This window comes from Microbacterium sp. NPDC089320, assembly GCF_040684875.1.
Classification (GTDB): domain Bacteria; phylum Actinomycetota; class Actinomycetes; order Actinomycetales; family Microbacteriaceae; genus Microbacterium.
The window spans coordinates 307426-319964 of the sequence record NZ_JBFBGY010000003.1; the positions used below are offsets into that span (position 1 = coordinate 307426).

Here is a 12539-nt window from a genome sequence, read left to right on the forward strand (position 1 = left end):
GACCGCGATGGTCCGTACCCGTTCGATGTCGAGTGAGCGGGACGCTCACTCCCACTCGATGGTTCCCGGCGGCTTCGACGTCACGTCGAGCACGACGCGGTTCACGTCGCGGACGCCGTTGGTGATGCGGTTGGAGATCTTGGACAGCACGTCGTAGGGCAGACGTGTCCAGTCGGCGGTCATGGCATCCTCGCTCGAGACAGGACGCAGCACGATCGGGTGGCCGTAGGTGCGACCGTCGCCCTGCACGCCCACCGAGCGGACGTCGGCGAGCAGCACGACCGGGCACTGCCAGATCTCCTGGTCGAGACCCGCCTTGGTGAGCTCCTCGCGAGCGATCGCGTCGGCTTCGCGGAGGATCTCGAGACGGTCCTGCGTGACCTCGCCGATGATGCGGATGCCGAGGCCGGGACCGGGGAACGGCTGGCGGCCGACGATCGCCTCGGGGATGCCGAGCTCGCGGCCGATCGCGCGGACCTCATCTTTGAACAGGGCGCGCAGCGGCTCGATGAGCTCGAAGTCGAGGTCGTCGGGGAGCCCGCCGACGTTGTGGTGCGACTTGATGTTCGCCGTGCCCGCGCCGCCGCCGGACTCGACGACATCGGGGTAGAGCGTGCCCTGCACGAGGAACTTCACGGGTGCGCCACCCGAGGCCTTCGCCTCGGCGACGAGATCGAGCTGCACCTTCTCGAACGCGCGGATGAACTCGCGTCCGATGATCTTGCGCTTCTCTTCGGGGTCGGTGACGCCCTTGAGGTGACCGAGGAAGACGTCTGCGGCGTCGACCGTGATCAGACGCACGCCCGTGGACTCGACGTAGTCCTTCTCGACCTGCTCGCGCTCTCCCTTGCGGAGGAGGCCGTGGTCGACGAACACGGCAGTCAGCTGGTCGCCGATCGCCCTGTGCACGAGAGCGGTCGAGACCGCGGAGTCGACACCGCCGGAGAGAGCGGAGATGACGCGGGCGTCGCCGACCTGCTCGCGGATGCGTTCGACCTGCTCCGCGATCACGTTGTCGCTGTTCCAGTCCGACGCGAGCCCGGCTCCCTTGTGCAGGAAGTTCTCGAGCACCTGCTGCCCGTGGTCGGAGTGCTTGACCTCGGGGTGCCACTGCACGCCGTAGAAGCCTCGCTCCTCGTTCGCGAAGGCGGCGACCTTCGTCGCGTCGGTCGTGGCGAGCACGTCGAAGCCCTCCGGCGCCTTGGCGACCTGGTCGCCGTGGCTCATCCACACGTTCTGCGCTGCCGGCTGGCCACCGAGCAGCGTGCCGCCGTCGCCGGAGATGACGGCATCCGTCGCTCCGTACTCACGGAGGCCGGTGTTCGCGACCTCGCCGCCGAGCGTCTGCGCCATGTACTGGAAGCCGTAGCAGATGCCGAGCGTGGGCACCCCCAGGTCGAAGACGGCCGGGTCGAGGCGCGGAGCACCCTCTTCGTAGACCGACGACGGACCACCCGAGAGGATGATCGCGACGGGGTTCTTCTCGGCGATCTCGGCGGCCGTGGCGGTGTGCGGCACGATCTCGCTGTAGACGCCGGCCTCGCGCACTCGACGGGCGATCAGCTGCGCGTATTGCGCGCCGAAGTCGACGACGAGCGCGGGGCGCTGCTGGGTCTCGGACTGTTCGGTCAACGGACACCTTCCGGGGCGGGAGTGGAGGCCTCGGCGGCCTCCCGGGTGGCGAGATAGGTCTTCACTTCACGGGCGACGACGGCCTCCATGAAGAACGACAGGAGGGGGATGACGCCGCCGAGGGCGAGCAGGATGAACCGCGGGAACGGCCAGCGCATCAGGCTCCACATGCGGAAGCACGCGAAGAGGTACACGACGTAGAACCAGCCGTGCGCGACCAGGATGAACAGCGAGACGTTGAATCCGTCGCCGAGGGACGTCATCTCGCACGAGTTCGTCATCGGAGCGAACAGCGACCACCACTGACAGTCGGGGCCGGCGAGCACACCCGCGAACCACAGCGGACCGCCCGACCCCCCGACGAAGAGCTCGAGGTGGATCGGCGTGTACTTCAGCACCATCTCGGTCAGCAGCAGGAGCAGCATGACCCCGGTGATGATCGACGCGATCTGGTAGAACTTCAGCGCACCACGGATCGCCGGAAAGCTGGCGACTTTCGGTTCGGGCATGGTTCCAGTCTAGCCGGGGAGAATCCGCCTCGAATGTTCGCAGGACTCACGTCACCGGGCGTCGACCGGTCCACCGGGAGTGGGCGGGACCGCCGCGATCAGTCGCGACCCGGTGATGGCCGCGGCGACGATCGCCGCACTGCCGGCGACCGGCAGCAGGGCGAGCGCGAACGCCGCGCTCGGGCCGAAGGCGAACGAGAAGACGAGGAACGCGGCCCAGGCGACGACGCCGACTCCTACCCACAGCCACTGCATCCTGGTCGTGGCCGCGCGAAGCGCCGTGGCCGTGGTGGGCCTGCCGTGATGCACGACGTTCTCCGTCCATTGGCGGCCATCCCACCACCGCTGGGTCCGCCGGTGCACGTCGTACCAGCCCGGCGCTGCGGGCCCCGCGCCGCTCATGCGGCGAAGGAGGGCTTGGGCCACGACGGCAGCGCCGTGGAGGTGAGGACGTCGGAGAGCACCGCCGCGCGGCCCTCGGAGTCGCCGCGTCCGATGAAGTATCCGATCACGTTCAGCAACAGGCCGATGATGCCGATCGCCAGCCCCACCCATGCGACAGGAGTGGCGAACCCTCCGATGATCGCCACGACCAGTCCCGCGATGCCGACCACGCCGCCGATCGCATTGAACAGGTTCGACGAGTACCAGGCGTCCTGCGAAGCGGCCGCATCGCGGAGCACCCGCACCAGTCCGTTCACGGACGTCTCGATCTCGTCGATCTGATCCTCGTGCGTGTCGTATGCGGCGAGGTAGTGTCGGGCGGCGTCCGACTGCCACGCGTCGCTGCCCAGGCCGGGCAGGCGTGCCGTCGTGCATTCCGCGTCGATGCGGCGCTGTACAGCACCGATGCCCTGCTCCAGCTTGTCGGCCTCGGCGCGCAGGACGGTCGGGAGGCCCATCTGCGCGACGGCATTTCGCATCGCGTTGAGGATCTCTCGCATGATCCCGATATTGGCCAGGAGTCCTGCCATCGCCGCGTGATAGGCGGCGTCTTTCGCCCAATCGGGCCAGGGAACACCGAACGTCGACAGGTTGTCTGCCCACGCACGCGCCACGATGGGCGCGCCCCGTTCCGCCTTCTCGAGCTCTCGGAGTCCGTCATCGATCACATCGATGATCCACTGCCCCATCGCCTCCGGATGCACGTCTCACGCTCCCCTGATGTCGCGGTCGACGTCGTCTTCGGTCGTCTCGTAGATCTCCGCGATCTGCTCGAGTCGCGTCCCCATGGCACGGAAGAGCGCGCCGCCGTCTGCGACCCTCTGTCGCAGTTCCGCCGCTGCGGCGAAGTACTCGTCGCGGAGGGCCTCGAAACCGGGCTGATTCGAGAACGCCCAGTACTCGAAGCTGTCCGAGATGCTGTCCGCTCCCGTCGAGAGATCATCACCCCACCCCCGCCAGAGCTCCGCGTCACCTCTCAGAACTGCTGTGTCGACCTTGTAGCCGTCACTCATCCTGTCCTCCGTGTTCGTCGCCCGCGCGTCGCGCGATCACCGTGTTCACATTCGTCTTCACCGCGTCCGCGAACTCGACCGCGGTGGCCGACGCCCGCCACTCCGCATCGACCGCCACCGCGAACTGACCCAGCGCGTCGACCTCGATCGTGAGCTCGGGGAAGCCGTGGCGTTCGGGTTCGCCGTCGGGCTCGGCGACCACTGCGTCGATCGCGTCCGCGGCAGGAAGCCCACCGTGCAGCAGCCGCATGACCTCGTGCGCCTTGGCCGACACGTCCGGCATCGCCGAGACGCCCGCGAGCGCCAGCGCCGAGTCGGTCGCGGAGGCCAGCGCTGTGGCTGCCGCGTTCGCGAAGTCACCTGGATCGACGACGACCGAGGAGATGAGCCCCCGGTCGTCGACGTCGATCACCACGAGCGGGTCACGCTGGGCGACCTCGCGCGTCAGACGCGCCATCTCGGCGGAGAAGTCCGACGCGATCTGACGGGATCGTGTGCGAAGAGAATCGAGGCGAGCGGTCAGGTCATCAGAAGTCGTCATGAGAGAGGAATCCAGGCTCGGGTCGTCAGACGACCAGGTCGATGATCGTGGCTTCGGCGTGGCGATAGTTCGCGAGAGCCCGCTGCAGCGCCTTGATGGCACTGGTGAGCTCGTCGACGGTGTACGTCTGATCCGCTTGCCACTGTTCGTGCCGGCTCGCGTATGCGTCGGCCGCTTCGCCGTCCCAGCCTGCGAGCATCAGCTGAGATGCGCTGTCGAGCGTGGCGCCCTCGGCCTGCAGATCGGACAGCGCCCCGAGCAGGACATCGATCATCGTCTGTATCTGGTCGAAATCGACCTCGACTGCTACCCCCATGCCAGCACCCTAACATCCTCCCGTCTCGCTGCCACGGCCCCTGCCGGTCGTCCACGAACGACGACGGCCGCCGGGATCGCTCCCGGCGGCCGTCGTGCGTGTCAGGCGGACGCGCCTCCTGTCGACATCAGAACCAGCCTGAGATGAGATCCCAGAGCCAGTCGATGATGCCGCCGATGATCCCGCCCGCGCGGTTGACGGTGACGGTGGCCGTCGCCTCATCACCGTCGGCCTGAGCGACCGCGACCGTGTACTTGCCCGGCTGCGTGCTCTTCGGCACGGTGACCGAGGTCGTGAACGAGCCGTCAGCCGTGACCTGAACGGTGCCGACCTCGACGGCCGGGCCCTTCTTCGGGCGCAGCTGCACAGTCACCGTCTCACCCGGCTGGTAGCCCTCGCCGGTGATCGTGAGCTTCTTGCCCGCAGCCACCTTCGACGAGCCGAGATCGATGGAGCCGGCGAACTCGACCGGTTCCTCGCCAGCGATCGTGAACGGCACCTGCACCGTGGTTCCCGTCGCGGGGACGAGGACCGTAAGCAGCTGATCGCCGTACACGCCGGTCGGAACCGTGAACGTCAGCGACGCCCGCCCCGCCTCGTCGGTCGTGTCGACGATCGTGGGATCGACCGTGCCCGTCGCGAGCTCGGTGTCGCCGAGCGACAGCGTCACCGCACCCGGCGCCTGCTCGCCTGCGCTGAACGCGAGCGAGGAGAGCGCGACAGTCACCTGATCGCCGGCGCTGTAGCCGTCGGCATCCGGTGCGCTGAGCGAGACGCCCACCGCGCGCTGCGCGAGGTCGGGGGTCGCGGTCTTGTTCGCATCGAACCAGTCGACCATCGACTGCAGGTCGATCTTGCCGGTGTCGCGCTTGTCATCGCCCTCGCGGAAGGTGAAGAAGTTGTCTCCACCTGCGGCGAGGAACGAGTTGGCGGCGACGGTGTAGTCGGCCGCCGGATCGATGGCCGAGCCGTTCAGCGTGATCGAGGTGATCCTCGATCCCTGCGCTGCGGCGGGGTCGTACGTATAGACCAGCCCCTCCGAGACGCCCAGCTTGAGGAACGGACGCGCGGCTCCTGCCGGCTGCCACTGCTCCTCGAGCACGCCCTTCAGCTCGGCACCTGTCATGGTGAGCGTCACGAGAGTGTTCGCGAACGGCTGCACCGTAGCCGCCTCGCGATACGTGACATTTCCTGCCGGGTCGTTCGCGTTCGACGAGGCGTACGTCAGGTTGGCACGGATGCCGCCCGGGTTCATCAAGGCGATGTCCGCACCGGTGGACCACTTCTGCACGTCGGCGACGAAGTTGCCGATGGTCGACTCGCCACCACGGTTCTCCGACCCGTTCGCCTGGCGAGCCCGGTTGAAGTCCGCCGTGATGTCTCCGACCTTGACGGCGCCGAGCACGTCGGCATCCGCCTTCGCCTTGGCGACGATGTCAGCGACCGCCGGAACGGCCGGGTAGAGCGCGGTCCCGTTCGCGGTGAGGGGCTTGATCTCGTTGGTGATCGAGATCAGCTCCTTGGTCTTCGGGTCGACCTGGATGTTCATCAGCCCGAGGTTCTCGCCGTACTGACCGGCAGAGATGACCGGACGACCGTCGATCACGTGGTTGTACGCGAGGTGCGTGTGCGCCGACACGATCGCGTTCACGTCGTCGTCGACTCCGTAGACGATCTCGCCGAGAGGCGTCTCGGGGGTGATGGTCGACAGCTCGGTGCTCGCCGCGCCCTCGTGCACGAGGAGAATGACGACATCCGCCTCGCCGTTGGACTCGTCGCCGTCGCGCAGATCGTCGGCCACGGCGTTCACCGAGTCGACGATGCTGCGCACCTCGAGATCCGCGATGCCCTCGGGCGACACGAGCGAGTCGAGGTCCTCGGTGACGGCGCCGACGAAGCCGACGCGCACTCCGTCGAGCTCCTTCACCCAGGCCGGTGCGAGCGCGGGCTCGCCCGTCTCGGTGACGAACACGTTCGACGAGATGTACTCCCAGTCCGCGCGATCCTGCACCCGGTCGCGCAGGTCCTGCCAGCCCTGGTCGAACTCATGGTTGCCCGCGGCGCTGACGTCGAGACCGGCAGCGTTGAGCGCGTCGATCGTCGGGTTGTCGTCGTTGATGAACGACGTGAACGTCGACGCGCCGATCAGGTCGCCGACGCCGGCGAAGATCGTGTTCGGGTTCTCGGAACGGAACTGCTGCACGGCCCCTGCGACGACCGCCGCGCCTGCCGCGGCTCCGTCGGCTTCGATGCGACCGTGGAAGTCGTTCATGGTGACGACATCGATGCTCACGGGAGGGATCTCCGACGAGACGCCGACGATGATCGGGTCGTGATCGCTGGAGCGGAACGGCGTTCCCGCGTCGGAGGCACCGAACGCGTAGCCGCGGTCGCTCCACTCGGGAGAGTTGATGCTCCAGACTCCGGCACCCGTGATCGACTCAGCGAGCGAGGGCGATGCGAGCACGTGGTCGAGCGAGCCGAGCTCGCCGTCGAACGTGTACGTGTGCTCGTCCGGGGCCTTCTCGCGGGCGACATCGCTCCAGCCCTCGCTCGTGAAGACCTCGATCGGGTCTTCCTTCGCGTAGGCGTTGAAGTCGCCGATCAGCAGGATGTCGCTGCTGCCCGTCGTCTCCTCGATCTCGGTGGTGAAGGCCTTGAGCGAGTTCGCCTGCTTCACGCGGTCGGCGTTGAAGAAGCCCTGGCCGTCTGCCGGCTCTGCGCCGCCGCCCTCGGGTGCCGACTTCGACTTGAAGTGGTTCGCCACCACCGTGACGACGCGTCCGTCGATGTCGAACGCCTGCGCGATCGGCTCGCGGGCGTTGCCCCAGACGCTCTCGTCGGTCACGGTCAGGCTGTCGCCGACCGTCTCGACGGCGTCCTTCTTGTAGATGATCGCACTCGTGATGAAGTCGGTCGTCGCCGAGTCGTTCAGCTCGTCGGGCGTGCGGACGTAGTCCCACTCGTCACTGCCGAGTGCGTCGTTCAGTCCGTCGACCAGATCCGCGAGCGCCTCGTCGAGCGAGCCGCCGAGCTTGATCGAGTTCTCGATCTCCATCAGCGAGACGATCTCGGCATCGAGGCCGTTGATCGCGGCGACGATCTTGGACTTCTGGATCTCGAACTGGGCCGCATTCGCCGCACCTCGTGCGTTCGAGTTCTCGCTCTTCAGCGTCGTGAAGTAGTTGAAGACGTTGAACGATGCCACCTGCACATCGCCGCCCACCGTCGGGGCCGTGTCCGTGCGCGGGTTCGTCGGCTGGAAGCCGACCTTCAGGTCGGCGGACGACGTGCTGTCGATCGGCACGACCGGCTGCAGACGCCAGTCGTCGAAGCCGTACTGGAGCACGTACCCGTTGTCGCTGAAGTCGACCGTGTCGCCGTTGCGGACGACCAGGTCCTTCGTGAAGTACGGCTGGTCGTTCGGGTGCCCGTTGTTCGAGACCTGGATCGACCATCCGTCGTCGAGCAGGATCCGGTTGGCGCGGTTGGCCGCGGTGATCGCCGCAGCCTCCGCCCCCGGACGCACGAGCTCGGTGCTCTTCACGTTCAGCTCGTCTCCGGCGTTCAGCCAGAGTGTGCCGAAGTTGAAGAGCTGGTGGCTCGATGCCAGGCGATAGGTGCCGGACGGCGCGACGTACATGTTCTCGTACTGCTCGCGGTCGGCTCCCACAGCGGTGTCGGGCAGGGGCGTGATCTCGGGGACGCCGACACCCGCCTGCACGACGGAGATGCCCGACAGCGCGGCCGGGTTGATCTGGGTCTGCCCGAAGTACTCGCTGACCGAGCCGGTGACCGAGACGAGGTCACCGATCTCGAGCGTCGGCGCGAGTGCGTTGAGGAAGACGAAGACGCCGTCCGAGGCGCCCGGCGTCGCATCCGTCGCGCCGCCCGATCCCTCGGTCTGGATGACGATGCCCTTGTAGCCGCCGGTGCGGTAGTCGGCGGTCACGACGCCCTCGACGGTGACCGTCTGGCCGTTCAGCGGAGAGACGTCGGTCGTACCCTGCACCTCGGCGATCGAGACCGCGGTGGGCTCGGGTTCCGGTTCGGGCTCAGGCTCGGGGTCGGGCGTGGTGCCCGCGTTCTGCGGCGTGATGGTCGCCGACAGACCGAAATCGGCCTTGTTGTCGTCGGTGTCCTTGCCGTCGGTGCGGTTGAGCGACTTGACGTCGGTGTTGCCGGCGGGGGCCGTGGCCGCCGCGGTCTCGAAGGTGTTCGAGGTGCCGTAGCCGAGCACGTCGATCACACCGTCGACGCCGGTGACGGATCCGGGCGTCAGAGCGACGGCGGCCGTTCCCTCGACGAGCGCGAGCGTGCCGTTCGTGCCGCTCGGGTTGAGGGTGCTGACCGCGTCGGCCTTCGGAAGGGCGGCGCCGTTCGCTCCGTTGCTCCCGGCCTGCACCAGGTAGTGCCCCTTCGCGGGGATGACGCCCGTCAGCGGGGCGACGCCGTTGGAATTGCCCGTCCCGGTGGCGGATCGGTACTGCAGCGAGAATCCGTCGAGCGTGACGGGTGAGGAGGTGGGGTTGTACAGCTCCACGAACTTGTTCGTGAACGCGGCGCCCGCGCTGCCCCCGGAGAGATAGGCCTCGTTGATCACCACCCCGGTCCCTGAGACGTCTGCCGAGGCTGGCGCCGCGATCAGAGCGCTGGCGCCGAGTGCGGCGACGCAGGTGGCGGCGAGGACGCCGAGACGCCCCCGACTTCTGCGATCTGACGCGGGAACCTCGTGGTTCGCGGCGTCGGGAGCGGACATCATCTGTGTTGTCTCCTCGGGTGTGTTCTGGCGACGGCTCTCGTGAAACCGGGCGGTGCGAGCTCTCAGCTGACGCACATGTGAGCGAGCATACGGAGGGCCTCGGACAACCTCAACGGAGTTTTCCGATTGGTAACCAAGCCCTCACCGAACGTCCGGACCGGCCCCTGACGAAGGTGGAATATCGCAGCCGGTGGTGCTCAGATGCGCGGGATGAGCCGCGCGCATGCGCGACGGATCAGGCCGTGTCACCGGCAGCGTGAGCGTCTTCGAACTCCTCGACCTCGCGCTCCCAGGCGTCCTTCGCGAGTCGGTACCAGAGATAGAAGGCGAACCCGGCGAAGATCGCCCACTCCGCGGCATAGAAGATGTTGAGCCAGTTCACCGGCGACTGCTCCTCGGGCGCGGGCGAGGAGATGTCGGTGAGGCCGGCGGTCGCCGTCGACGATGCGAGATAGGGCCGATACACGTCGAGGTCCTCGACATCGTGCCAGTGGCTGAGGAGCGCGGCGGTCGACATCCGGTCCATACGCTGCGGATCGTCCCTCGGGGGCACCGAAGGCCCCTCATCCGAGATGATCCGACCGGTGATCGACGCCTCCGCGTCGCCCGCGTTCAGCTTCTCGACGGCGGCGTCGGCGATCTCGCGGTCCGACGTCCAGCCGATCGCCACGGCGATCGAGGTGCGATCGGCGACACGCAGCTGACCCGTGACCCAGTACCCCTCGACGCCATCGTTGAACCTGCTCGACACGATGAGGAAGTCATCGCGGATCCAGGTCCCCGAGGTCTCGACCTTCTGCCCTACGAGAGGCTCAGGAAGGTACTCGCCCGGCTCGACCGCATCGGTCAGAGGACGCACCTGCTCGGTCACCCCGGCGGGCGGCGGGTCGGTGTCGATCGCGCGCTCGAGCTGCCACTGCCCGAGCCACGCGAACACGCCGGCGACCACGAGGCACAGCACGAGCATCCCGATCCAGCGCCCCCGGAGCATGACCTCGCGAAGGGTCGGCGGGAACAGAGCAGCAGAAGTCACGGTGACGCGCGGGGCCTCAGGCCTCGTAGGGTGCGAGGACGACCTCGACCCGCTGGAATTCCTTGAGGTCGGAGTAGCCGGTCGTGGCCATCGACTTGCGCAGCGCTCCGATGAGGTTCGCGGTGCCGTCGACCACGGGCGCGGGACCGTACAGGATCTCCTCGAGCGTGCCGATGCCGCCGACCTCGACGCGACGACCGCGCGGGAGCTTCGGGTGATGCGCCTCGGGACCCCAGTGGAAGCCGCGCCCCGGAGCGTCCGTGGCGCGCGCGAGGGCGACGCCGAGCATGACCGCGTCGGCCCCCATCGCGAGCGCCTTGACGATGTCACCGGACGTGCCGACGCCGCCGTCTGCGATGACGTGCACATAGCGTCCGCCGGACTCGTCGAGGTAGTCGCGACGTGCCGCGGCCACGTCCGAGACGGCCGTGGCCATCGGAGCATGGATGCCCAGCGTGGCGCGAGTGGTCGACGCCGCTCCGCCGCCGAAGCCGACGAGGACGCCGGCCGCGCCCGTGCGCATCAGATGCAGCGCCGCCGTGTAGGTCGCCGCACCGCCCACGATCACGGGCACATCGAGGTCGTAGATGAACTTCTTGAGGTTGAGCGGCTCGTCGACGCTCGAGACATGCTCGGCCGACACCGTGGTGCCGCGGATCACGAACAGATCGACGCCCGCAGCGGCCACGGTGTCGTAGAACTCCTGCGTGCGCTGAGGCGTCAGCGACCCCGCGACGGTGACGCCCGCCTCACGGATCTCGGCGAGACGCTGGGTGATGAGCGCGGGCTTGATCGGCTCGGAGTACAGCTGCTGCATCCGCGCAGTCGCCTCACCCTCGCCGAGCGCGGCGATCTCGGCCAGAAGAGGCTCGGGGTTCTCGTATCGGGTCCAGAGTCCTTCGAGGTCGAGGACGCCGAGTCCGCCGAGCTGCCCGAGCATGATCGCCGTCTGGGGGCTCACGACGGAGTCCATCGGAGCACCGAGCACCGGGATGCCGAATCCGAAGGCGTCGATCGTCCATGCGGTCGACACGTCCTCCGGGTTGCGGGTGCGCCTCGAGGGCACCACCGCGATGTCGTCGAAGGTGTACGCACGACGCGCACGCTTGCCTCGGCCCAGCTCGATCTCCATGGTCACCACCCCAGACTACCGGGCGCGCGCGACGGAGCCGACGGCTGGAAGACTGAGAGCGAACTCGGGAGGCGATATGTCGGATTCGGCGAAGGTGGCCGTCGTGGGTGGCGGCGTGATGGGACTCGCTACCGCGTGGGAACTCACCCGACGCGGACTGAAGCCCGTCGTCTTCGAGCGCTTCGCGCGGGGGCACCGCCAGGGCGCGTCGCACGGCGCGACCCGCAACTTCAACAACGCCTACGACGAAGAGCACTACCTCGACCTGCTGGTGCGCTCACGGGCCGGGTGGGACGCCCTCGGGCAGGTCGACGGCGAGCCTCTGCTGCGCCTGCACGGGCTGGTCACGCACGGCGACGTCGACGTCGAGGGGATCGCGCGGCGTCTGACCGGTCGCGGCATCCACGCCGAGATCCTGTCTGCGGACGAAGCGACCTCACGCTGGTCGGGCATGCGCTTCGTCGAGCCTGTGCTGTTCTCGCGCGACGCAGGCGTCGCCCGGGCATCCGCGGCGCTGGCCGAGCTCGAGCGGCGGATTCTCGCCGCAGGCGGAGAGGTGCGCTGGGAGACGCCCGTGTCGCGCGTCGACGAGAGCGACGAGGGCGTCGACATCGTGCTGCCCCACACACGGATGCGGGCCGACGTCGTCGTCGTCACGGCGGGCGCCTGGACCGAGGGGATGCTCCCCGGCGTCGCGCTGCCCCGGCTGGAGGTCACCGAGGAATCCCCCGCGCACTTCCGCCCCACGGACGGATCGACCTGGCCCTCGTTCAACCACTACGTCGAGCCCGACCGCTACCCCGCGACCGTCTACGGGATGCCGACGCCCGGCGAGGGCGTCAAGGTCGGGTTCCACCGCGTGGGCGACGTCGTCGACCCGGATGCCCGCCCGCATGCCGTCACCCATGCCCGGGCCCTGGCCGACTACGTGGCCGAGTGGATGCCTGGCCTCGGCCCGGCATCCGCAGAGCCGATCAGCTGCACGTACACCTCGACCGATGACAGCGCCTTCGTGCTCGATCGGTCAGGGCGCGTGGTCATCGGCGCCGGCTTCTCGGGCCATGGCTTCAAGTTCGCTCCGGGCGTGGGCGCCACCCTCGCCGATCTGGCGCTGGACCCGTCCGCCCTCGCGGCGGAGCCTTTCCGACTGCGCTGAG

Annotated in this window: 11 protein-coding genes; 1 reads left to right on the top strand and 10 read right to left on the bottom strand. The window is 68.2% G+C overall.

Annotated features, from left to right (window positions below):
- Nucleotides 1-45: 45 nt before the first annotated feature.
- The 10 genes from guaA to AB0N61_RS10040 form a co-directional block, all read right to left on the bottom strand.
- The gene (gene guaA / locus AB0N61_RS09995; RefSeq protein ID WP_167946151.1) at nucleotides 46-1632 is read right to left on the bottom strand and encodes a glutamine-hydrolyzing GMP synthase; all 1587 of its coding nucleotides are present in this window, start codon (nucleotides 1630-1632) and stop codon (nucleotides 46-48) included.
- Nucleotides 1629-2141: a DUF3817 domain-containing protein gene (locus AB0N61_RS10000; RefSeq protein WP_167946149.1), complete on the bottom strand. Its 513-nt coding sequence runs from the start codon at nucleotides 2139-2141 to the stop codon at nucleotides 1629-1631. Before AB0N61_RS10000 ends, guaA begins: the two co-directional genes overlap by 4 nt.
- Nucleotides 2142-2192: 51 nt before the next feature.
- Nucleotides 2193-2543 (bottom strand): DUF2510 domain-containing protein, encoded by a 351-nt coding sequence (locus AB0N61_RS10005; protein ID WP_363363631.1) that lies wholly within the window; start codon nucleotides 2541-2543, stop codon nucleotides 2193-2195.
- Nucleotides 2540-3289 carry a hypothetical protein gene (locus AB0N61_RS10010; RefSeq protein WP_167946145.1) on the bottom strand — a complete coding sequence of 250 codons (750 nt, stop codon included), beginning with the start codon at nucleotides 3287-3289 and terminating at the stop codon, nucleotides 2540-2542. Before AB0N61_RS10010 ends, AB0N61_RS10005 begins: the two co-directional genes overlap by 4 nt.
- A gap of 3 nt (nucleotides 3290-3292) precedes the next feature.
- A complete protein-coding gene (locus AB0N61_RS10015; protein ID WP_167946143.1) occupies nucleotides 3293-3598 on the bottom strand; it encodes a hypothetical protein in 306 nt (101 codons plus the stop codon).
- Nucleotides 3591-4139, bottom strand: coding sequence for a hypothetical protein (locus AB0N61_RS10020; protein ID WP_363363634.1), 549 nt, complete (start codon nucleotides 4137-4139; stop codon nucleotides 3591-3593). Before AB0N61_RS10020 ends, AB0N61_RS10015 begins: the two co-directional genes overlap by 8 nt.
- A gap of 25 nt (nucleotides 4140-4164) precedes the next feature.
- Nucleotides 4165-4455, bottom strand: coding sequence for a WXG100 family type VII secretion target (locus AB0N61_RS10025; RefSeq protein WP_167946139.1), 291 nt, complete (start codon nucleotides 4453-4455; stop codon nucleotides 4165-4167).
- Between the two features lie 127 nt (nucleotides 4456-4582).
- On the bottom strand, nucleotides 4583-9217 hold the full coding sequence (locus AB0N61_RS10030; protein ID WP_363363636.1) for an ExeM/NucH family extracellular endonuclease: 4635 nt from the start codon (nucleotides 9215-9217) through the stop codon (nucleotides 4583-4585).
- Nucleotides 9218-9452: 235 nt separating this feature from the next.
- Nucleotides 9453-10208: an SURF1 family cytochrome oxidase biogenesis protein gene (locus AB0N61_RS10035; RefSeq protein WP_363364236.1), complete on the bottom strand. Its 756-nt coding sequence runs from the start codon at nucleotides 10206-10208 to the stop codon at nucleotides 9453-9455.
- A gap of 58 nt (nucleotides 10209-10266) precedes the next feature.
- Nucleotides 10267-11382, bottom strand: coding sequence for a GuaB3 family IMP dehydrogenase-related protein (locus AB0N61_RS10040; protein WP_363364239.1), 1116 nt, complete (start codon nucleotides 11380-11382; stop codon nucleotides 10267-10269).
- A gap of 76 nt (nucleotides 11383-11458) precedes the next feature.
- Here AB0N61_RS10040 and AB0N61_RS10045 point away from each other — a divergent pair, with 76 nt between their 5' ends.
- Entirely contained in the window at nucleotides 11459-12538 is a 1080-nt protein-coding gene (locus tag AB0N61_RS10045) for an FAD-dependent oxidoreductase (RefSeq protein WP_363363638.1), read from the top strand.
- The last annotated feature ends 1 nt before the right edge of the window (nucleotide 12539 follow it).

Coding starts and splice junctions, on each gene's coding strand:
- AB0N61_RS10000 (WP_167946149.1), bottom strand. CDS start 2,141: ATGCCCGAACCGAAAGTCGCCAGCTTTCCGGCGATCCGTGGTGCGCTG.
- AB0N61_RS10005 (WP_363363631.1), bottom strand. CDS start 2,543: ATGAGCGGCGCGGGGCCCGCAGCGCCGGGCTGGTACGACGTGCACCGG.
- AB0N61_RS10015 (WP_167946143.1), bottom strand. CDS start 3,598: ATGAGTGACGGCTACAAGGTCGACACAGCAGTTCTGAGAGGTGACGCG.
- AB0N61_RS10020 (WP_363363634.1), bottom strand. CDS start 4,139: ATGACGACTTCTGATGACCTGACCGCTCGCCTCGATTCTCTTCGCACA.
- AB0N61_RS10025 (WP_167946139.1), bottom strand. CDS start 4,455: ATGGGGGTAGCAGTCGAGGTCGATTTCGACCAGATACAGACGATGATC.
- AB0N61_RS10030 (WP_363363636.1), bottom strand. CDS start 9,217: ATGATGTCCGCTCCCGACGCCGCGAACCACGAGGTTCCCGCGTCAGAT.
- AB0N61_RS10035 (WP_363364236.1), bottom strand. CDS start 10,208: ATGCTCCGGGGGCGCTGGATCGGGATGCTCGTGCTGTGCCTCGTGGTC.
- AB0N61_RS10040 (WP_363364239.1), bottom strand. CDS start 11,382: ATGGAGATCGAGCTGGGCCGAGGCAAGCGTGCGCGTCGTGCGTACACC.
- AB0N61_RS10045 (WP_363363638.1), top strand. CDS start 11,459: ATGTCGGATTCGGCGAAGGTGGCCGTCGTGGGTGGCGGCGTGATGGGA.